Origin of the sequence: Neptunomonas concharum, assembly GCF_008630635.1 — a bacterium.
Classification (GTDB): Bacteria; Pseudomonadota; Gammaproteobacteria; order Pseudomonadales; family Balneatricaceae; genus Neptunomonas; species Neptunomonas concharum.
Genome location: NZ_CP043869.1, coordinates 1,721,164 through 1,743,642 on the forward strand (window position 1 = coordinate 1,721,164; position 22,479 = coordinate 1,743,642).

Sequence of the window (22,479 nt, forward strand, 5' to 3'; positions counted from 1 at the left end):
GCATGTAGTACACGCAGCGACCAATTTTATTGCCTTGGGTGCCGTAGCTCTTGCCTGCTGATTCCGCTTTACACTTGATAAGCCGGCTGTACGACGCAAAGTCCTGTACCGTGCTAAAACGGCCAATGGGAAATTGCCACCACGGATCAGGTGAGCGATTTTATAGGAGTCAATGCGATCATTTTTGGCTTTACCGCCATGGATAGCCTTCGTGTAAATCGCGTGACCAAGAATAAAGTCGATGTTATGTTTAGTGCAGAAATCGCTAACCCAGTACCGGCAATGCATGCATTCAACACCGACAACAATATTGCCGATATAGGGCGTTAATAAGTCCAGCAAGGGTTCGGGTCGTGCTTTGATTTCGCGGTGCAGGATGGTTTCACCGGTATCATCCAGAATGCAGACGTACAAGGATCGTGCATGCAAATCTATTCCACAATAGTACGGATGTTGTGTAGTATAAAATCTCATTGGGTCTTCTCCTTTTTGGTTTCGTCGCCTTTCAGCTTAGTCAATCTGTCTAGGCTGAGGGAGAAGGCTCAATGAGTATCAATTCAAAGAACTCGGACGCTGCAAGCTGTGCTGGTGTTTGAGGTGTAAGGCTTCCAAATAGTATGGAGATTAACTTTTGAATAGAAGCTATTGGCAGCAAGCCGTTGGTGATACAGATAGAAATTATGCTGCGATATGCCTCAAGTGGGACGTCATACTAAATGGTCCTGGTTACGCTGGTTCATGGCCAGACTGCGCTAAGAAGTTAAGAAGCGATGAATGCTCCTCTAGGAAAGTGACAGACCTTAAGAGGTTTTCGGAAGAGATTAAAGATGGTGATATTGTTGTTCTCCGTTTAGGAACTTCAACAATACTTGGTGTAGGTGTTGTTGTAGGTGATTATGAGTGGCTTGATTTATTTGGTGATGTAGATGGATGGGGTTTACAGCATGTTCGTAGAGTAAGTTGGTTATGGAAAGGACTTGATTCACCTAAAAACTTTGAGACCTATACTCTTAAGCAAGGTGATACAACACAAAAACTTGATTCGCCGGTTGTCACTGATTGGATTGAATCATTGGCACTTGATTTCGACAATGCTCCACCACTAATCGAACTGCCGATATACGAAAGTAACACTGTTAACTTTGACTCTGTTTCAGAGTTTCTATTCGACAATGGGGTTTCTAGCAATTCGATCGATATTCTAAATAAAGAAATCGATGAATTGGTAAGGATTGCTAAATGGTATAACAAGTATGACAACCCATCGGAGTTTGAAACTGTTTCCTATTTGGCGGTTCCGTTACTTAGAGCGCTGGGTTGGACGCCTCAAAAAATGGCAATTGAGTGGAATAAAGTAGATATAGCCTTATTTAAGAGTCTACCAAGAAAAGACTCCAATTTAAGTGTCGTAGTGGAAGCAAAAAAGAAAGGAAACTCTTGTTTAACTGCATTTTCACAAGCTCAATCCTACGCGAAAGGAAAAGATAATTGCCGTAGATTGATAGTGACTGATGGATTGCGGTATGGAGTATATGTAAAACAAGAATATGAGTTCCGGCTTTACGCTTACTTTAATATTACTAACCTTAAGGCGAGTTACCCAATATATGAATGCTTTGGTGTAAATGAGGCTCTAAGAGCTATGACACCAGAGTGGAGTGAGTAAACAGATCAAGGTATTGCAGCGGACAAGCTGCTAAATGCAGCGATACGCTTGGTCGGCTTTAGTGAATATTAAAAAGGATTGGAAATGGATGCTGATAATTTGAATCAAGCTAATCCTCTGGGGCTTGAACCGAAAAGGGAAAAGTCAGGAAGTGACACATTCCGAAAGTACAACTATGGTTCGCACGGGCGTTTCACTTAGGATAGTGAAGTGAGATCCAACCATCACGTAATGAATAAAGCCCTGCGCATTTCATCTACAAAACCGTTTACTTCATGTAGCTGTATCGTTTCTTGCCGCTTCGAGCACAAGATGAACAATATGCTGAGCTAGCCCATCTTTCGGTTTGAAAAAGTCATCAAGCCCCGGTGATACTTCATCTATCAAATGCCGGTAAAGCCCGAATGTTTCTAGCAATGAGATCAGGGTGATAACAGCAAAGCGAACATGGTAATCGGTGGCGGGTTTGTTGGCGGCGCGGCCGATAATCTCTGCCAAAAAGTGTGTTTCGGGTGTGAGGTGCTTTTCGGATACTGCCTTAAATTCGTGGCTCGGTTCTCGGCACTCTCTTGTGATCAGTGCCGTTCTCCAGTTTGATGTGGTTTGTTTTCTGTATTCTTTTAGTGCTTCTTTCGCGAGGATAAACAGCGCTTCCTTGGGGTCGAGTTTTAATAACGCTGCTTTATCCTTGTCTGGTACCGAGTCTGCTTGGCAGGCATCCATCAGTGCTTCGTGGTATAGGGCTTCTTTGGTTCTAAAGTGGTAGTTCAATGAACTTAGGCTGGCATTCGCTGCTTTAGCGATATCCCGAACAGTTACGCCGTTAAACCCTTTTTCTGCAAAAAGATGGCCTGCGGCTTCGATGAGTTTGCCGCGTGTTCGTTCAGAATCTCGTAGGGTTCCCATATTTTTCCTCTTGCGTTTTTATGTGGTTAGTACAGCTGTTTTTCCATTACCGTCACCGATGAGAATGGAAACCCATAAAGATCATCGAAAGGCCAAAGGGAGGTCTGTTTGCTTTCCACAAAGCCTAAGCGGTTATAGAGGGTTTTGGCTCGGTGGTTGGTGCTTGTCACTTCAAGTGTAATTCGCCGAATGCCATGGTTTTTCGAAGCTGTTTCGAGATAGTCGAGCAGTTGCGTTCCGGTGCCTTTTCCTCTCATGGATTCATCCACTGCAATTCCGTCGATGTAGCATTCATCCTCTGCAGTTTCATGATGGAGTAAGCTCAAGCCTGCAAATCTGTATAAGCCTCCAGCCCAGCCATATTCTCTTATTATTGAACGGATAGGGGGGTTAAGAAAACCGCCTGCAACGGTCTGTATCCCCAATACGCCAACCAATTTTTGCTTATCAATAGCCACTAGGCAGCGATTCGCGGCCATACCATGCATAAGCACCTTCGCTGCCCGTTTTGAGTCGCCAAGAATAGGCTGGAGTTTATCTCTAAGCGCCTCAGTATAAAGCGTTAGGGCTGCTTTTTTATACTCTGGTGGTAGGCTGGCAAGGTATTGTAGGTTCATGTTGTCTTCCTAGCAGGTCGTATATTTTCACGGTTGCTCATAACTAGATGGGTAATTAGCCTTCTTGATCGGCGAACCGGTCTAGCCAAGCGGCCATACTATCCAGAAAGCCTTCCGCGAAGATGTCGTCACCGCCAAACCAAATACTAAGCAGCTTGAACCAAGCCTCAATCCCTTGGTGTGCGGGTTTGATGTCATTTGTCTTCATTAGGCCGTGATCGGCGCGGTCAAATATCCTAACCTCAAAGAAGGGCGCTGCTGATCGGTTGAGTTCGGCACGATAGGTGGCGGCGCTCGAAACCGGTTCGACATAGGCATCATGTGACCCAAACAGGGCCAGCACGGGTACATTGATAGCTCGTAGATCTGCACGGACATCAACATACTGGTTACGCTTTGCAAAACCCCAGAAAGCTTCACTCATTGGTTCTGTGTTTGAGTCTTCGGCGATATGAGCCAGATAGGTTTGATAGGGTGCATCGTTTTGGAGGAGGGCGTCGATGCTTGCGGCGGCGCGCTCTTCCGCTTTGATCTCCTGCTCGCTCATGCCTTCCGCTTCCATACGCTTACGCCCCGAATAACGGGATTGCTCCATCCAATTTACAGCCCCCGAAACGGAGATCATAAAGGCGATATCTTCACGTTGGTTGGCCACTTTGGGCATAACCCAACCCGCTTGGCTGAATCCAATAAGGCCGATTTTTACGCTTTCAAACCCAGCTGTATTGCGTAAAAACTCAATAGCGGAGGAGGTTTCTGTAGCGCGGTCTTCCATTGATTGCGATCGCCAATCCCCACCAGAGCCACCAACACCCGGTTTATCCCATGAGAGAGAGCACCAGCCTTTTCGTGCAAACAAGCGCCAGATGGATTCGTAGTAGCCATATGCATCGCGGGGCGTATTACCAGACCCATGCACAAAGACCATGCAGGAAGTTATCTCCTTGATGGTAGCCGGTAAGATCAGTACACCTTGCAGCGTGTTTCCGCCATGCATAAAGCGGATTTCCCGTCGCTCAAAGGGTTCCTCTTCGGCAACTGTGGTGAGCGCCCCCAGAGCGAGAACTGCGATTGCTAAGCCAGTAAGCAGGCGAGTCGTTATAGGGGAGCGGCGCTTGGCTGTCATCGTACATTCCTTTTAGAGAAGTATCTTTAGGTCAAATGTATGATACAAATGACCTGTTAGACAAGCGTTTTGTTTTTAGTCAGTTTCAGACTATCTATTTGCTAAGGCAAAAAAAGCCTATATGGATAAAGCGTTACTTCTGTGAAAGCTTTTGTACCATCGCTTTGAGTTCGTTGATCTGTTGGGATAGGTCTTCGATGGTTAGTTCACCATCGGCAAGTGCTTGATCCTTACGCACTTGGGCATGTTCCTCTTCCATTACGCTGACGACAATACCGATTACCATGTTCAAAAAAGCGAATGTGGTTAAGAAGATAAAGGTCAGGTAGTAGAGCCAACTGAAAGGGTAAACCGCCATGGTTTCGTACATGACATCGGTCCAGTCTTCAAATGTCATTACGCGGAAGAGGGTCAGCATGGCAATCGATATATCGCCCCACAAGGTTTCATTGATCGTGGCGAAGAACGATGCGCCTACTGCTGCATAGATATAAAAGATGATAAACATCAATAAGATAACATACCCAAGTTGAGGTAATGCTTTAAGAAGGGAGTTAAGCAATAAACGTAACTCCGGTATGATGGATACCATTCTGAGCACGCGGAAAATACGTATCAAACGCCCAATGAGGGCCATTTCGCTGTCTTCGATAGGGATGATGCTGACAACAACAATCAGTGTATCGAAGAGGTTCCAAGGGTCTTTAAAAAAGGTGCGTTTGTTTGGTTCACCTAAAAATCGAATGGATATTTCGACTAAGAAAAACAGCGTGATCCCTGTGTCTAACCAGCCAATGGCGGTAAGAACGTGCTCGGGAATATCATAGGTTTTAGCTCCGATCACCAGAGCAGAAAACAAAATGACAGAGACAACAAAAAGCTCAAAGAACTTATTACTGCGTAAGCGGAAGAAATTATCCTGAAGTTTGCTGTAGTTCATCATCCACATCATCAAGCTGTTAAAACGGACTGCACTTTACTGATATTTGATGATAAAGGGTAGAGGCTAAATCACTTAGTTTCGTGGTATAAGGCTATATTGTTTCTGCCGTTATTTTTTGCCTCGTATAACGCTACATCGGCACGTTTGATAACGCCATCTAACATCTCTTCGGCTGAGTGAAATTCAGCTATCCCGATACTCACGGTGAGCTTAATTACTTTGCTATCTATTGTAATGCTGCTCTGAGCAACAGCTGAGCGGATACGCTCGGCAAACTCCGTCATCTTATGCGCTGCAGAATGAGGAAGTAATACGGCGAACTCATCACCTCCGATACGCCCTGGGATATCGCTGTTGCGTATGGATTCCCGAATGATATTCGCTATCTGTTTGAGTACACGATCTCCTACATCGTGCCCATACACATCGTTTACTTCTTTGAACAGATCAATATCGATCAAAAGAACACTGTAGGTATTATGGTAGCGAGTTGCCTGTTCATGCAGGAAACGGCCATGCTCATAAAACGCACGGCGATTATTTAATCCAGTGAGTACGTCGGTGCGGGCGTCTGTTTCGGCTTGTATCTTTGCATCATGCAAGGCTTGGGTGCGATCAGCTACTCGCTGCTCTAGCAGTCGCCTTTCTTGCATGAGGGCTTTAATAGCGCGTTGCCGCTTTCTATTCACGACAATCAAGATACTTGTCAGCACGGAGAGCAGGATGAGTAAAAACAGGGTAAGCGCTATTTCAAGTTGGTGCGTTTTCCAGAATGAGGGGGTAGAAAAGAGCAGAGTGGTTGTCTCAGGGAGTGTTTGTGTAGAAATTTGATGTTTTTTAAGCTGCCTTTCATCGAGATAGTAGCCATAGGCGTCTGATAAATTGGGTTCTAGGGATATATTGTGAGCTTTTAAGAAAGCATGGCGAATAGCCATCGCGCCTAAGCGTTCTCCTGAGAGCAGATATCCACCCACTATGCCGCTACCCACAAGCGAGCGCCACAGTGAAAATATAGGTGCATTGGCGTTTTGTGCCAGCACATTGGCTGCTTGATAGGGGATATAGCTCACACCTAAGCTGTCTTTAAATACGAGTAAATAGAAGATGGCACTCTTGGGTGGCAACTTAGCGGTTTTTTCAATGAGCTGCGGCATCGATAAGTTTTCAAGATACCGAATATCTAAATCAGTATTACTAAAGGCTTGCTTAAAACGTCGCAGCTGGTTCTTACCGCCTTCTGAGAAGGACTCTCCCACAACGTAAAGCTGTGTAGCGCCAGAGCGACGAATAGCTTCATTTACCGAGTTTATGTAATCCTCTTTCACTGGAATCACTACATCGTTTTCGCCGATGCTATCTTCCGAAATAAAATCACTATCAGGAAGATATACGCGGGGAGTACCTGGGAGCAGAGAAGGGTGCTCTATCAGAAACGAAACCGCAGGCAGGCTGTCGGCTATGATTAGGTTGATTGAGGAAGTCTGGTATTTGCTGTTTAAAAAGGTACTGAGGGCATCATGATTAAAGGCCTGATCAAATCGGTCGGCATCGAGATATTCGGCGAAAACTTCGTAGGGTTGCTCTCGACGGTCCAGTTCGGCGCGTATGCCGTTCTCTACGCTCAGCTGCCAAGGTAGTTCCTTACTCCATGAATTGATAATTAGCACCTTATAGGGGGTAATTCTCGCCGTTTCTGCTTTACTTGAACAGAAGGGGATTAACAACATGACCACCAAAAACCATTGTCTACCTTGACGCATTGAGCTTTCACCCCTGATGTTTTAGAAGCTGTTGAGTGACGCTTGATAAGTGTAGACCAAACGGAGACAGTTTGTGAATGCAAGCTGAATGCTCTCGAAAGTAGGATGTAAATCAGGATGGATTATCAGAATAACCGTTTGCTGCTTGTTGATGAAGATAAGTCTGTACTCGACCTTTTAATTGGTCTTCTTACACCTTTAGGGTGCGAGATTTTATCGGCGACTTCGCCACTAGAAGCCTTGAAACTCTTGGAATCATCACCTGCTGATATGATTTTAAGTGAGATTCATTTATATGAAATGGAAGGGGAGTGTTTTCTTGAAGAGTTATCTCAACGCTATCCTGATACAGAGCGTGTGGTCATAACTGCAAACTCAGACTCTCAATCGATCATCGATGCTATTAACAAAGGGAAAGTGAGTCGGTTTTTACTGAAGCCTTTAGATGCGGCTCAAGTTGAACGCGTCGTGATTAAGGGGTTTGAGCTGGCTGCACTTAAAAGGGAGGTTGAAAAGCAGCATCAAGAGCTACAGCAACTCAATCAGACACTTGAAGCAAAGATTACGGAACGTACCCAGCAGCTTAAAAATGCTAACGAGCAAATTAAAAACAGCTATCGCTCCGTTGTTCGTATGTTTTCGACGCTAACAGCGAGGCGCATGGGCGTTAAGGTGACACAACTAAACATGCAACTTAACCAGATGCTGCTTGAGGTCGCAAAAAGAGCAGGTATTGAGGGAAAGGACTTAAAGCGCCTGTTCTATGCATGGCAGCTGCGTCATATCGGTAAGTTGAGCTTCCCTGATGAGTTATTACACACCCCGTATCTACTGCTTAGCCCAAATCAGCAAAGGGCGTTTCAAGAGCACCCTGTCTTTGCCCAGACGGCTTGTATGATGGTAAAGCCGCTTTATTTATCAGGTAAAATAATCCTTCAGCATAAAGAATACTTAGATGGAAGCGGTTACCCGAAAGGCTTGGTGGCTGAGCAGATTGATCTTCGTGCACAAGTTATTTGTCTGATGAATGACTACGTTGAGTTAATTACAGGATTGTATTCTGAACGGGTTTATAGCACTCATGAAGCAATTGATTATCTTAGTGAAAAAGCAACGGAGCGCTATAACCAAACACTTGTTGGTTTCCTGACTGAAGCTATTAGTGCACTTGCCAAACAGGGCGAAGCAATCTCAGATCAGCGCATCACGAGTATCGATTTAACACCGAATATGCGTTTAAGTCGTGACTTGATTAGTGCTTCAGGAATACTTTTGCTTAGTGCAGACCAAACTTTAGATGGGGTTTTGATCGAGAGAATAAGAGAGATGGAGTTTAACCTGAACGAGATATTTGAGATCTTTGTGTCCAGAAAGGGAGGGTTTTGAATCATGGTCCAAAACCCTAGCCCTATGCTTTACACTTTACAGGCCGTAATGCTTCTTAAATTTTTCCATAAGCATCACAGGTTTGTGCTTTTTGTTATGCTTATTTAGTACATAAACAACCGTCTGTTTTTCAGGGCCAGATCCAATATCTGTATAACGATAGGGAGCTTCACCAACCATACGCATGGCTTTCATGTCATCAAGGCTATCAAAAACATATAAACGCCCATCTTCAGCACGTATCTCACCATAAAACTCTTCTGCCGCTAACATTGTACCCTTAAACATCTCTTCGGATGCGATGCCGCTTAGCTTCTTCTTGTCTTCACTGCGCAAACCGTACACTAAGGTTTCACCTTTAGGGCCTCCACCAATGATCACTTTACGATAAGATGTTTCACCAACCGTGAGAAACTCCTGATAAACCTTGAAGTCATCAAAGATATAGTAGCGGCCTTCATGCGCAACTTCGAAAAGGTCTTGATTGTTCATTTTTGGCTTGGTGTCAGCCTCTTTCACGTTAGCTGACTGGCAGCCAGACAAACCGATGAGCGCGCTGGTTACAAGAATTCCTGCTAAGTGCTTTTTCATTTTATCGTTTCCTGATTGATTGAAAGTCAGCGCCGAACCATAACGATAAAATATGACAAAATAATGTTAAACAAGCAGTAATCATCTTACCGAGGGTAAGTCTCATGCTTATCTGAGTGTACAGTATTACCTTTTTCGATTAACCTCTACTGACTCCTTCGTCCTATCCAAGAAGTAAAAAAGAATAATGAAAGATTGGCGTTTCCCGCTGTCAGTGGGCATTTTGTTTGGATGTTTATGCACGACTGCCGTGACGTTAGCAGAAAATCGTATCATCACCTTAGGAACCGGCGGATCAACGGGGCTCTACTATCCTACAGGGGGCGCTGTATGCCGCCTTATCAACCAAACTCGACAAGATCATGGAATTCGATGCGCAGTACGTAATACGCTGGGTTCAATCGCCAATCTCGAACAAGTCAGCAAAGGTGAACTAGATGTTGCAATTGCTGAGGCTGCACAGCTTTACCATGATGTTCGGTCTAACAAGCAGAAGACCGCAGGTGATCGACTAACCACGCTAGTGAGCTTATATCCTGAATACCTTTCTGTGTTAGTCAATAACGATGCGAATATAGAGAGTTCTAATGATCTTAAGGGAAAAAGAATCAATATAGGAAAGACCGGCAGTAGCCAACGCCAAACGCTAGGGATTTTAATGGAGGGGCGAAATTGGAGCGTTAAGGATTTTTCAGCTGTGCTGGAGCTGGAACCTGAAGAGCAGGCCGCGGCGTTGTGTGATCGTCATATAGATGCCACATTGTATATGGTAGGGCATCCGAGTGGCGCGATTAAAGAAGCTATTCGAGATTGTAATAGTCGATTGGTGAGCCTGTCTGATCAAGATATAACTACCTTGACTGAAGAGAACTCAAAGTACTCAAAAAGTGCCATCTCGGGAGATCTATACGGCTTATCAGACACAGAGATTCGCACGGTGAGTGTTAATGCTACGTTGTTCAGTCGAGCGGATTTGCCCGAGGAGACCGCCTATGCCATTGTGAAATCTTTATTTACACAATTTGAAGATTTCAAACGGATGCATCCTGCATTTGCTGGGTTGACCCCGAAGGAGATGTTGTCTCAGCCATTAGCTGCGCCATTGCACCCTGGGGCATTACGCTATTATCAAGAAGTAGGCCTCGATCAATTTATTCCTCAAGAATAATCATACAGCGTCGTTTTCTTTTAAGGTGATGGGCAGCTCTAAGCGAAAGTGAGCGCCTTGGCGACTCTCTAAACATGCAATTGTTCCTTGTAAGAGCTGGCTGACAATATTGTAGGTAATGTGCATACCTAAGCCACTGCAACCCTGACTTCGTTTTGTCGTCATGAAGGGTTCGAATAATTTTTCGCGCCAGTCAGCGGCAACGCCAACGCCGTTATCCCGATAATCAATTACCAGCTGCTCTCCTTGTAGTGATAACTGTATGGTGATTTCGCCCCCTGGTTGGTTTTCAAATCCGTGGATTAATGAATTAATAATCAGGTTATTAAACACCTGATAATAGCTACCGGGATAACTATTAATCATCAAGTGCTCTGGGCCAGTAATAGTGATCTCGGGCTGACAACGTTTAAGTCTGGGCTTTAGTGATATTAAAATCTCATTAAGATATTGCATCAGATCAAACGGCCTACGTTGCTCGCTGGATTGATCAACAGAAACCAATTTAAAGGCGCTAATCAGCTGGTTGGCTCGTTCTAAGTTCTGACAAATTAACTGGCTACTTTCTATAGCCGTTGCGACCAAAGGGTCATCGGCTCTGGTTTGTTGGTGCCACTGTGCTTGGTCGGCTAAATAAGATGCCGCCGTAAAACCGATACCAATGGGCGTGTTTATTTCATGGGCGACACCTGATACGAGTGCACCCAGCGCAGCTAGTTTTTTGGACTCAACGAGCTGTTGTTGGGTAGCTTGTAACGTATCTAATGTTTGTTTTAGCTCCTCGTTACGTTCTTCCAGTTCCCGAGTACGATCAGAAACCCGCTGCTCCAGTTCTGCATTCAAGGAAGCCAGAGAGCGTTCGGCTTCTTGGCGCTTTTGCATATCCGTTAGCATCGACTGGCGCATACTGTTCATAGAATCTACCACTTGGCTTAATTCATCATCTTTATGCTTTTGGTGGCGCTTTAATGTCAGTGGGGTATCAAGTTGATCCAACTTTAATCGTCGAGCATAAGCAGCCATGGTGCCTAAGTGTTGTGTGATCAGGCGATTAAATAACGCTAGTATAAAAATGGAGACCAGAAAAGTTTTGATACCCTGAGTTGTCAGAATAACCAATACTTTATCGGCAAGGCGCTGGTAAATCTCATCCAGCGTAAGTATCAAAGTTAGATCCCCGACATGGGTAACATTTTGCTGCTTGTTTAGGTAGTTCAGTGGGTAATGCCGTTCAATAATAGACCCTTCAGTTGGTCGCGACCCAGCGGCGTAGTAATCCCCAAAAGGGGAGGTGATCTCAACGAATCTGACATCAGGTAGTTGCTGTAAGCCATTTAACTGCACCTGCACTTGTGCTGGACTAATTTCCCAAAGACTGTTGGCTAGACTATCTAATGAACTGGCTTCAATTTGAGTCAGGCGCTCATCCACGGCAGACAGTTCGTAACGGTAATCTAGCCAGAGCTGCAAGCCTGTGGCGACTAGCGTGATCACCGAGCTATACAAGAGAATAGAGGCAAGTAACCTAACGCCAAGCGGCTTTTGGCTAAGCATTTGTCGAAATGAATAGGGGAGATTCATCGTAGTGCTTCAGTCTATTAATCAAATACCTATCATACTAACTCCGCTATGAATCAAAAGTGTTGCAGGCTGGTTTGTGACAAATAAACGTTTATTCCCAGCTACAGGAGTAAAAAAAACGCTTTTGGCACGCTAGGAGGTTTTATTGGCATGGTAGGCGGTACAGGGTTTGCTATCTTTCTCGTATGTTGTAAGCACGGTCTGCTTTTGTGATATGGCTTTTAACTTAAGAAATTAAAAGCTCGCTCATAAAGCTGATGTAAACGCACTTCGATAACTCCCGTGACGGGAATATAACGATAAGAAGGATTACCATGTCTTTTAAGCATAAAATCGCAACTACACTTCTCTCATCCGCTGTTGCTATGGCAACGACTTTCGGTGCTGCTTCAGCTGTCGCTGCTGATCAACGTTATGTCACCATCGGAACCGGTGGTCAGACAGGTGTTTACTACGTTGTAGGTCAGTCAATCTGTCGTCTGGTTAACCGTGGCACGGAAGAGCACGGAGTGAAATGTACAGCACCATCAACCGGTGGTTCTGTTGCTAACATCAACGCTATTCGCCAAAGCCAGCAAGATATGGGTATGGCGCAATCAGACTGGCAGTTCCACGCTCTACACGGTTCTAAACATGATTCGTTTGTTGAGCAGGGTAAATTTGAAGATCTGCGCGCGCTGTTCTCGGTTCATAACGAGCCATTCACCGTTGTTGCCCGTGCTGACTCAGGCGTAGAAACGTTCGACGACCTAGTCGGCAAGCGTGTTAACTTGAATAACCCAGGTTCAGGTACACGTGGCACAATGGAAGTGATCATGGCTGAAAAAGGTTGGACGAATGATACGTTCAAGCTGGCTGCTGAGCTAAAAGCATCTGAGCAGGCTCAGGCGCTGTGTGATAACAAACTAGACGTTATGATCTACTCTGTTGGTCACCCATCAGGTGCTATCAAAGAAGCGACAACATCGTGCGAAGCGAAGGTTATTCCGGTGACTGGCGCAGAGATCGACAAACTGATCGCTGAAAACGATTACTACGCACCGGCTGTAATCAAAGGCGGTATGTACAACGGTACTGACAACGATGTACTCACATTCGGTAATGCTGCAACGATGGTTTCTTCAGCTAAAGTTGACGCTGACGTTGTCTATCTTGTTGTTAAGTCTGTATTTGAGAACTTCGATCGCTTCAAGAAATTACACCCAGCATTTGCTAACCTGAAGCCTGAAGAGATGATTAAAAACGGTCTGTCTGCACCACTGCATGATGGCGCTGTTCGTTACTACAAAGAAAAAGGTTGGATGTAATCCCGACCTGACTGAGAAGGGGTGCTTTTGCATCCCTTCTTTATTTTCCTGATTGTATTTTGGGAGCTGGGTATGACGAACCTGCAAAACAAGAATTCACCTCTGAACGAACAAGAACTACAGGAGATGGTCGCTGCCTCCGATACTGGCGCGCGAATCCCCCATGGATGGCAGGGAAAGGTTTTACTTCTGGCCGCATTATGCTGGTCACTATTTCAATTGTGGATAGCATCACCACTACCTTTTTATGACTGGCCACTGATTGGCAGTTTTGGCATTTTCAACGACACCGAAGTCCGTGCTATCCATTTAGGCTTTGCTGTATTCTTAGCCTTTACCGCTTATCCTGCGTTATCAAGCTCGCCACGCCACCATATCCCGCTCAACGATATTGTGCTTTCCTTTGCAGCGGCCTTTAGTGCGACCTACATTTTTATCTTCTATGAAGAGCTGGCAAGCCGTCCTGGACTGCCTAATACTCAAGATCTAGTTGTTGCTATTGCCGGGCTGTTACTGTTGTTGGAAGCAACACGACGCACTTTGGGCCCACCGTTAATGATTGTGGCCATCGTCTTTTTAACTTATTCCATCGCTGGCCCATACATGCCAGAGATCATTGCACACAAAGGCGTTACACTGAAAGAGCTTGTCAACCACCAATGGCTGACGACGGAAGGCGTTTTTGGTATTGCGCTTGGTGTTTCTTCTAACTTTGTCTTTCTCTTTGTTTTATTTGGTGCGCTATTGGATAAAGCAGGAGCGGGTAACTACTTTATTCAGGTTGCGTTCTCGCTGTTAGGCCATATGCGTGGCGGGCCAGCAAAAGCCGCTGTGGTCTCTTCTGGTCTGACTGGCCTTATTTCAGGCTCATCTATCGCAAACGTAGTGACAACGGGCACTTTTACAATCCCTATGATGAAGCGTGTGGGCTTTTCTTCGGAGAAGGCCGGTGCGGTAGAAGTGGCATCCTCAGTCAATGGGCAAATTATGCCACCGGTCATGGGGGCAGCGGCTTTCTTGATGGTTGAATATGTCGGTATATCCTATGTCGAAGTCATTACCCATGCTTTCTTGCCTGCTTTGATCTCCTATATTGCATTGGTTTATATCGTCCACCTTGAAGCGCTGAAAATGGACATGCAAGGCCTGCCTCGTCGAGGTGCTATCAAGCCTTGGCACTTGCGCCTAATGGGTATTCTCGGTGGTTTTATTGTCACCGCAGGTATTGCAGCGCTGGTGTATTATGGCATCGGGTGGATCAAACCAACCTTTGGTGAAATGGCAGGCTTTATCATTGCCGCTTTACTGGCTGCAACGTATCTTTATTTGATTCGCTTTGCCTCTAAAGTGCCTGACCTGAAATTAGACGACCCTAATGCACCAATGTTAGAGCTACCAGAAGTTGCGCCTACCGTTAAGTCAGGCCTGCACTTCTTGCTACCGGTTGTCGTGTTGGTCTGGTGTTTGATGATCGAGCGTCTGTCACCCGGCTTATCGGCTTTCTGGGCTACAGTTTTGATGATCTTTATTCTGGTCACTCAACGACCTCTGATCTCTTTTTACCGTGGTCAGTCAGGGCTAGCGCATCAGTTACGCCGTGGCTTTAATGAATTGGTTGACGGCCTAATTGTTGGTGCCCGTAACATGATCGGGATCGGCATCGCGACCGCTACCGCAGGCATCATTGTCGGTGCAGTTTCCCAAACAGGGGTAGGATCGGTTTTAGCTGATCTGGTTGAAATCTTATCGATGGGTAATCTTCTGCTGATGCTCATGCTAACAGCGGTTTTGAGTCTGATACTCGGCATGGGCTTGCCTACAACAGCTAACTATATTGTCGTGTCCTCACTGTTAGCGCCTGTTGTGGTTTCATTAGGTCAAGAGTCTGGCCTGATCGTGCCATTGATCGCTGTGCATCTATTTGTGTTCTACTTCGGCATTATGGCCGATGTGACACCACCTGTGGGCTTGGCATCATTTGCCGCGGCGGCTGTCTCTGGCGGAGACCCTATCCGTACAGGGTTTGTTGCGTTTGCCTATAGCTTGAGAACGGCTGCACTGCCATTCCTATTTATCTTCAATACTGACTTACTATTGATTGATGTCGGCTGGATTGGCGGCATTCAGGTGTTCATTATCTCTACCGTTGCTATCTTAATCTTTACTGCAGCGACACAAGGCTTCTTTATCACCCGCAATCGTTGGTACGAAACAGTCTTAATGCTGTTGGTGGCATTTTCACTCTTCCGTCCTGGATTCTGGATGGATCGGGTTGTACCGCCGCATCAGACTATCGAGCCTGCGCAACTGGTCGAAATGGCAAGTCAGATGGAAGAGGGAACTGAGCTGCGCCTATGGATTGATGGGGAAGATGACGTGGGTAATCACCGTTCTTTCTTAACGTTGTTGCCATTAGGTGAGGGCAGTAATGGTGAGGATCGCTTGTTCTCTTCCGGCATCGAGCTGGTTACCAATAACGGAAAAACCATTATCGATATGGTGGGGTATGACAGCCCAGCAGAAAAAGCAGGTCTTGCATTTGATCAACTCATAACATCGGTTGAAATTCCACAATCGCAGCCGGCAAAAGAGTTTATGTATTTTCCTGCGTTGGCGTTATTGGCATTGATTGTCTTTATGCAGAGAAGACGAAGATCAACCCCTCAACTGAGCGCTGCATCGGCTAATTAAATCAATTGAGTAGACAGGCCGGCCTGAAATGGCTGGCCTGACGCAAGAGGAACACAATATGTTTAAAAAAGTACTTGTACCCGTTGATCTAAATGAGCCGGCATTCAGTGAGAAAGCGATGGCCTTGGCTTTAAGAGAGATGGATGACCAAGATTCAGAACTGCATTTGATTGCCATTGTTCCGGGCTTTACGAACTCTTATGTGGCTTCTTACTTTAGTGAGAGTACCCATAAAAAAGCGGTGAAAGAGCTAGCTCAAAAACTAAAAGAGTATGCCAGCTCTCATGTGCCTGAGGGCGTAAAGAGTGTGCTCAAGGTATATGAAGGCTCGCCCGCAGAGCAGATCGTTGCGTACATTAAAAAACAACAGATCGACCTCGTTATTATGTCTGCACACCATCGAAATCCAGTGGATGAATTTTTGCTGGGCTCTGTGTCAGCGCGCGTAGCAGAGCGTTCTCGTTGTTCTGTGCTATTGATTAAGAATTAACCCTAACCTAAACCCAACCTACAGGTTTAAAAACAAAAAGCCATGCCTGACCGATCTTATGATAACTGTGAAATTTTAGACTCCTTAAACCAACGTTTGAAGGAGAAGTTGTCACCCGATGCTGTAGAGCAAATCTCTTCCTTTGCTCGCCAGTATTATCAGACCTCAACCTATGAGGAGTTGAGTGAGCGCAGCCCTGATAACCTCTATGGTGCTACTATCGCGAGCTGGGAGTTTTTACAAAAACTGCCGGATAACCAACCTAAGATTCGTGTCTACAATCCTGATCTGGAGCAGCATGGCTGGCGTGCGCAGCACACCGTGATCGAAATCCTCCAGCCGGATATCCCTTTCCTTGTGGATTCTATCCGAATGGAGCTAAACCGCCGAGATCGTGTTATTCATACGATTCACAATGCTATTCTCCGTGTCGAACGAGACGCTCAAGGCAACCTACAAAACCTAGTCAATGAAAGCAGTGATGCCTCCCAATATGAGTCCAGCATCTATCTAGAAGTGGATCGCACCAGTGATAGCCAAGAACTCAAGGTAATCCATACAGCGATTCAGAAAGTGCTGGAGCAGGTGCATATTGCCGTCGCTGATTTTGAAGCGATGCAAAATCAAGCGCGTACAATGCAAGATGAGCTTCATGGTGACACCACTTCGCAGGTGAGCGAGTTTTTAAGTTGGATGCTTAATGATCGTTTTACATTCTTAGGGTACGATGAACTGATCATTGAAGGGGAAACCGTCAAGCGTGACCCTAAAGCGTCGTTAGGTATCAGTAAGCTCTATAAAAAGCGTAAAGGTGAGCAAGACAATCTGCTGTCGGCTACTGAGAAAGAAAACCTGTCACAAGAAGTGCTGGTGTTTGCTAAAGACGCCCATTTCTCCAAGGTGCATCGTCCGGCTTACTTAGATCGTGTAATCCTGAACCGCTTTGATGAGCAAGGCCAGCTGGTAGGCCAGCGCCGTTTTCACGGCTTGTACACTTCACCGGTTTACTCTGAACCTGCATCTTCTATCCCTGTGATTCATGAGAAAGCGCAGGCGGTACTGGCAAAAGCGGGCTTTGAGCGCCGTAGCCATAATGGCAAAGAGCTTCTGCAAATCATGAATGATTTGCCAAGGGATGAGCTGTTTTTATCCACGGAAGAGCAGCTTCTGAATACCACGATTGGGATTTTCAGCATTAGAGATCGACGCAAAGTTCGTCTACTGATGCGTACAGATCGCTGCCAGCAGTTTGTCAATTTCTTATATTATGTGCCGCGTGATATTTACTCCACAGCACTGCGTATTCAAGTGCAGGAGATCCTTGAAAAAGCCTGCAATGCAAGCGAATCTCAATTTACGACACGCTTTAGTGAGTCAGTACTGGCGCGGGTGCACTTTGTCGTCAAAATTGACCAGCAAAATCCGCTTATTCCCGATATTGCAGCACTCGAAAATCAAGTTAGCCAAATCTCAAGGGACTGGAAAGACGAGCTTCATGCCGCTTTGACCGAAGCGTTTGGTGAAGAGCAAGGTAACCGCCTGCAAAGCAGCTACCGTAACGGCTTTACCAGTGCTTATCGTGAGCACTTTAGAGTTGAAAGCGCAGTATTTGATGTGCAGCGTATAGAAGAACTAAGCCCTGAAACGCCGGTGACAATGAGCTTTTATCGCGTACTGGAACAGGAATCGCACCTTTTGCGCTTCAAGCTCTTTAGTAAGTCGCGCCCCTTGATTCTCTCTGATGTGATTCCGGTATTAGAAAACTTAGGGATGCAGGTATTAGGCGAGCATCCTTATGAGGTGGTACGCAATGATGGACAGAGCTTCTGGATCCATGATTTTACGCTGATTTATCAGGGTAAAGAGCCAGTTGTACTGGATGAGGTAAAAGACGTATTCCAAGATGCTTTTGCAAACATCTGGAGTGGTCGTGCCGAGAACGATGAGTTTAACCACCTAGTGATTGGAGCCAACCTGACTTGGCGAGAAGTGGCTATGTTACGTGCTTATGCTCGCTATAGTAAGCAGATCCGTGCAGGTTTCTCCCAGCCTTATATCGCTGGAACACTGGCCCGTCATATATATATCACCCGTTTGTTGGTGGCGCTTTTCCGTGCTCGTTTTGAGCCACAACGACAAGGTAGTGAAAAGGTTAATGCACTGGCGAGTCGTTTAGAAAACAGTATTGTTGAGGCCTTGGATAAGGTGGATAATCTCAACGAAGATCAGATTCTGCGCCGCTTCCTTGATCTGATTAAAGCCACGTTACGCACCAGCTTTTTTACACGAGACGCTGAGGGTGAATACAAAGAGTATTTTGCCTTCAAGCTTAATCCGCGCGCCATACCGGGTATGCCACTCCCTAAACCGATGTTTGAGATCTTTGTGTACTCCGCAAGGGTTGAAGGGGTACATCTACGTGGCGGCAAGGTGGCTCGTGGTGGTCTACGCTGGTCAGATCGATTAGAAGATTACCGAACCGAAGTACTAGGCTTAGTAAAAGCGCAGCAGGTTAAAAACTCAGTCATTGTGCCTGTTGGGGCAAAAGGTGGCTTTGTTGCTAAGAAGTTACCCACCAGCGGTGGCCGTGAGGCTTGGCTGGAAGAGGGGATTGCCAGCTATAAAATCTTTATCAGCGCTTTGCTGGATGTAACGGATAACTTGGTTGCCGGTGAGGTTGTACCACCGGTTGATGTCGTTCGTCATGATGAAGATGATCCTTACTTCGTGGTAGCGGCTGACAAAGGTACCGCGACTTTCTCAGATATTGCCAACTCCATTGCCGAGTCTCGTGGTTTCTGGTTGGGTGATGCTTTCGCCTCCGGTGGGTCACAAGGTTATGACCATAAAGGTATGGGTATTACCGCCCGCGGTGCTTGGGAGTCGGTCAAACTGCATTTCCGTGAATTAGGCATTGATACTCAAACTCAAGATTTTACCGTTATTGGTATAGGTGATATGGCAGGGGATGTGTTTGGTAACGGCATGTTGCTATCCGAGCATATTCAGCTTTGTGCTGCCTTTAACCACCTGCATATCTTTATCGATCCTAACCCTGATGCGGCAAGCAGCTTTGCTGAGCGCCAACGCCTGTTCAATCTACCACGCTCCAGCTGGGAAGATTACAGCGCCGATCTAATCTCAAGCGGCGGTGGTATTTTCTCCCGGGCAGCTAAATGGCTTGAGATCTCGTCTCAGATGAAAGTCCGGTTTGGTATCACTGAAGACCGTCTATCTCCGAATGATCTGATCAGCGCATTACTCAAAGCGCCTGTCGATCTGATCTGGAACGGCGGTATTGGCACCTATGTTAAAGCCAGCCATGAAAGTCACAGTGATGTGGGCGATAAAGCCAACGATAGTTTACGCGTTAATGGTAACGACTTACGCTGTAAAGTATTGGGTGAGGGCGGTAATTTAGGCTTTACTCAATTAGGCCGTATCGAATTTTGCGCTAAGGGTGGCAAGTCTAATACCGACTTTATTGATAACGCCGGTGGTGTGGATTGCTCCGACCATGAGGTAAATATCAAAATCCTGCTCAATGAAGTGGTAGCGAACGGAGATTTAACCGTCAAGCACCGTAACGCTTTACTGCGGGAAATGACTGATGAAGTCGCCGAATTGGTATTAAACAATAACTACCAACAAGCGCAGGCGATTAGTATATCGCTCCAACATGCTCGAAAATCTATAGATGAATACATTAGATTAATCAGCAGGTTAGAGAGCGTTGGTAAACTAAATCGTGAGCTTGAATTCTTACCAGGTGATGACCAGTTACAGGAGCGAAAAAGTAATAACGCTGGGCTGACACGCCCCGAGCTTTCGGTACTGATCTCCTATGTAAAAATGGAGCTAAAAGAATCCTTGAGCAACTCATGGATCACGGATGATGTTTATTTAAGCCAAGAGATCAAAACAGCATTTCCTGCCAAGTTGGTCGACACCTATCCTGCAGAGATCAGCCAACACCGTTTGCACAAAGAAATAATCGCAACCCAACTGGCTAACGGTATGGTTAACAGCATGGGGATTACCTTTGCTGAGCGACTTAGCCAAGTGAGCGGATATGCGTTTGCTGATATTGCAGCGGCTTGGGTGATCGCAAGGGACGTATTTGATATCGACACGCTACGCTCTCAAATCGAAGCGCTCGATAACCAAATAGACTCCGGATTACAACAACAGATGATGGCCGATCTGATTCGTGTTGTACGCCGTGCGACTCAATGGTTCTTACGTCACCACCAACAAAGTGGTGATATTGGCGCGCTTGTCAGCCAATTCCGTCCAGCTGTTGAGCTGATCACACAGCAGTGGGATGAATTGCTCAGTGGCGAAGCCCAAGAGCGCTGGAGCGAAAAACAGCAGCAACTGATTAATGCCGGAGTTCCAGCGAGTTTGGCAGCGTCTATTGCCGGTGCTGACAATCTCTATTCCCTGCTAAGTATTATTCAAGCGGCAGATCGTACCAGCCAACCACTGCAACGGGTTGCTCAGGTCCATTTCCGCTTAGGCGATCGCCTCAAACTCTATTGGTTTGACCTACAGATGAAAGAGATTGAAGCGGTAAGCCATTGGGAAACAATGGCAAGAGACAGCTTTAGGGAAGATCTTACCAATCATCAACAGTCGATCACTGAGAACGTATTGAATGTCGATGATGCCCAAGCAGAGCCTGAAGTACTGCTTGAAAGCTGGTTGTCTGGTAAATCGTTATTAATGGATCGTTGGCAATCACTGCTCAACGAGATCAGTAATAGCGGCCAGCAAGACTTTGCTATCTACACAGTTGCTATTCGCGAGCTGCAAGCACTGGCAAATGATATTTAACGAAAATATTGGAGCAGTGGTTAAGGCCGCTGCTTCATTTAAACACTCCAACCATTGGATAATGTAGGACCATGAGTACAGCAAACTTTCAGGCTTTTTCGGCTCAGCGTAGCGTTTTTAAAATCAGAGAAGTGGACGAGAACAGTTGGTGGGTTTACCGCTACGAGATCGGCTTCCATGGGGTACAAGCACCGATCCCACGGGTTGTGTTCTTTGCTCGGGATAAGCAAAAAGCGCAAGCGTGGATCGATGTTCAAATAGCGGATCAAGCTTAAACGTAAATGATTAAGCGGTAGAAGTACCGGACGGTTTACTATACCGGCACTTTGCAGTGGATGGCCCCTTGGTCATCCACACTTAATATATGCTCAATCCCTTGGGGCAGTCCGTTTTGTGAAATAGATTGAGTAATGTAGTACTGTAATTGATCAGCCCATCTCTGTTGAGAGAATACAGGGTGCCCAGAGGTTAGCTCCAAAGAAACACGCCAGCTACCCTCATCATCAGGTGATATCATAATGCGTAAATCATTACCATCGGCACTGAGTAACGCTAATTCGACTATGCCAACTATCAAGCACCTTAACTGCGTGTAATTGCCCTCAATCGATGTGGCTAAGCTTGGGTCTAACACATAGTCCAGCAACCAGCCGTTTTGGCGACTCTCGGGTAAAAATAGTCCGAGGATATCATCCATTAGTTGAGAGGGGCTAAAGCGGGTACGCTCTGGACTGCTCGCAGGGGTGTTCGCTAAGTCAAGTAAGGCCGCTAAACGATCGATAGCCGCGCTTAAATTCGTTACGGCATCTTTGGCAACTGGGTTTAGGCTCATCTGCTCAAGCCGCTGAGACTGGCGAAGAAGAGGGGATAGTCGCTCTTGTATCGATTCGGTAAGCACACCGTCATGATGAGCGGTTGGTAACAAAGCTGATGAACTACTCTGCTGGATGCGTGCATTGCGTATATCCCGATAAGAGCGCAAAGCCACAACCACAGAAGTCAGTAACCGCGAGGCCGATAGTTCAGCCTTGCTCAGATAATCGTTGATATCGTAATTGACAATTACCTGAGCTTCGGGCGCATAACCGGGGTGTCCGGTGCGTAGAATGATACGCACATCATGGTTATTTAGCTCGCCACGGATATGCTCAACTAACTGTAGCCCCGCATGATCGGTCTCCATCACGACATCTAACAACACCAAGGCTATATCAGTGTGCTCAAGCAGCTTTTGCCGGGCTTCTGCACCACTCATGGCGCTGATCAGTTCAATAGGGCGTTGCTCAAATTCATAGCCGCGAAATATCATGCGCGTAATGCCATGAATGCCCTCTTCATCATCTACAACAAGTATCTTCCAGGTTGCCATATGTGCTTCATTTTATAAGTTTTATAGTTATCATTAGCAGGG

16 protein-coding genes and 1 pseudogene are annotated in these 22,479 nt (G+C 46.0%); 8 read left to right on the forward strand and 9 right to left on the reverse strand.

The annotated features are described in order from the left end of the window. Positions 1-120: 120 nt before the first annotated feature. Positions 121-474: pseudogene (locus F0U83_RS08050) on the reverse strand (IS110 family transposase); the annotation flags it as partial. A 157-nt stretch (positions 475-631) separates the two neighbouring features. On the opposite strand from F0U83_RS08050, the gene F0U83_RS08055 reads away from it, so the two are divergent. Then, positions 632-1,666, forward strand: a complete 1,035-nt coding sequence (locus F0U83_RS08055) for a hypothetical protein (RefSeq protein WP_138987282.1) — start codon at positions 632-634, stop codon at positions 1,664-1,666. Between the two features lie 273 nt (positions 1,667-1,939). On the opposite strand, the gene F0U83_RS08060 is transcribed toward F0U83_RS08055, so the two are convergent. From F0U83_RS08060 to F0U83_RS08080, 5 genes are all read right to left on the reverse strand, one after another. Beyond that, positions 1,940-2,572 (reverse strand): TetR/AcrR family transcriptional regulator, encoded by a 633-nt coding sequence (locus tag F0U83_RS08060; RefSeq protein ID WP_138987283.1) that lies wholly within the window; start codon positions 2,570-2,572, stop codon positions 1,940-1,942. A 26-nt stretch (positions 2,573-2,598) separates the two neighbouring features. Continuing rightward, positions 2,599-3,189, reverse strand: coding sequence for a GNAT family N-acetyltransferase (locus tag F0U83_RS08065; protein WP_138987284.1), 591 nt, complete (start codon positions 3,187-3,189; stop codon positions 2,599-2,601). Between the two features lie 55 nt (positions 3,190-3,244). Further along, positions 3,245-4,315 carry an alpha/beta hydrolase family protein gene (locus tag F0U83_RS08070; protein WP_138987285.1) on the reverse strand — a complete coding sequence of 357 codons (1,071 nt, stop codon included), beginning with the start codon at positions 4,313-4,315 and terminating at the stop codon, positions 3,245-3,247. Positions 4,316-4,448: 133 nt separating this feature from the next. Continuing rightward, on the reverse strand, positions 4,449-5,258 hold the full coding sequence (locus tag F0U83_RS08075) for an ion transporter (RefSeq protein ID WP_420813348.1): 810 nt from the start codon (positions 5,256-5,258) through the stop codon (positions 4,449-4,451). A 68-nt stretch (positions 5,259-5,326) separates the two neighbouring features. Next, positions 5,327-7,018, reverse strand: coding sequence for a GGDEF domain-containing protein (locus F0U83_RS08080; protein ID WP_138987287.1), 1,692 nt, complete (start codon positions 7,016-7,018; stop codon positions 5,327-5,329). A 117-nt stretch (positions 7,019-7,135) separates the two neighbouring features. Between F0U83_RS08080 and F0U83_RS08085 the strand changes: the two genes are divergently transcribed. Beyond that, positions 7,136-8,404, forward strand: a complete 1,269-nt coding sequence (locus tag F0U83_RS08085) for an HD domain-containing phosphohydrolase (protein WP_138987288.1) — start codon at positions 7,136-7,138, stop codon at positions 8,402-8,404. A gap of 36 nt (positions 8,405-8,440) precedes the next feature. Here the strand turns inward: F0U83_RS08085 and F0U83_RS08090 are convergent, their stop codons facing one another. After that, positions 8,441-8,995: a hypothetical protein gene (locus F0U83_RS08090; protein ID WP_138987289.1), complete on the reverse strand. Its 555-nt coding sequence runs from the start codon at positions 8,993-8,995 to the stop codon at positions 8,441-8,443. 187 nt (positions 8,996-9,182) lie between these two features. On the opposite strand from F0U83_RS08090, the gene F0U83_RS08095 reads away from it, so the two are divergent. Continuing rightward, positions 9,183-10,163, forward strand: coding sequence for a TAXI family TRAP transporter solute-binding subunit (locus F0U83_RS08095; protein ID WP_138987290.1), 981 nt, complete (start codon positions 9,183-9,185; stop codon positions 10,161-10,163). On the opposite strand, the gene F0U83_RS08100 is transcribed toward F0U83_RS08095, so the two are convergent. Beyond that, on the reverse strand, positions 10,164-11,744 hold the full coding sequence (locus F0U83_RS08100; protein WP_138987291.1) for a sensor histidine kinase: 1,581 nt from the start codon (positions 11,742-11,744) through the stop codon (positions 10,164-10,166). It lies immediately after the preceding gene. Between the two features lie 314 nt (positions 11,745-12,058). Between F0U83_RS08100 and F0U83_RS08105 the strand changes: the two genes are divergently transcribed. The 5 genes from F0U83_RS08105 to F0U83_RS08125 all read left to right on the forward strand — a co-directional run bounded on the left by F0U83_RS08105 (position 12,059) and on the right by F0U83_RS08125 (position 21,343). Further along, positions 12,059-13,051 (forward strand): TAXI family TRAP transporter solute-binding subunit, encoded by a 993-nt coding sequence (locus F0U83_RS08105; protein ID WP_138987292.1) that lies wholly within the window; start codon positions 12,059-12,061, stop codon positions 13,049-13,051. 72 nt (positions 13,052-13,123) lie between these two features. After that, the gene (locus tag F0U83_RS08110; protein ID WP_138987293.1) at positions 13,124-15,742 is read left to right on the forward strand and encodes a TRAP transporter permease; all 2,619 of its coding nucleotides are present in this window, start codon (positions 13,124-13,126) and stop codon (positions 15,740-15,742) included. A gap of 58 nt (positions 15,743-15,800) precedes the next feature. Continuing rightward, positions 15,801-16,232 (forward strand): universal stress protein, encoded by a 432-nt coding sequence (locus tag F0U83_RS08115; protein WP_138987294.1) that lies wholly within the window; start codon positions 15,801-15,803, stop codon positions 16,230-16,232. Positions 16,233-16,274: 42 nt separating this feature from the next. Further along, the gene (locus tag F0U83_RS08120; protein ID WP_138987295.1) at positions 16,275-21,068 is read left to right on the forward strand and encodes an NAD-glutamate dehydrogenase; all 4,794 of its coding nucleotides are present in this window, start codon (positions 16,275-16,277) and stop codon (positions 21,066-21,068) included. A 71-nt stretch (positions 21,069-21,139) separates the two neighbouring features. Continuing rightward, positions 21,140-21,343, forward strand: coding sequence for a hypothetical protein (locus tag F0U83_RS08125; RefSeq protein WP_138987296.1), 204 nt, complete (start codon positions 21,140-21,142; stop codon positions 21,341-21,343). Between the two features lie 38 nt (positions 21,344-21,381). Here F0U83_RS08125 and F0U83_RS08130 read toward each other — a convergent pair whose 3' ends face one another. Beyond that, positions 21,382-22,437, reverse strand: a complete 1,056-nt coding sequence (locus F0U83_RS08130; protein WP_138987297.1) for a response regulator — start codon at positions 22,435-22,437, stop codon at positions 21,382-21,384. Positions 22,438-22,479: the final 42 nt, after the last annotated feature.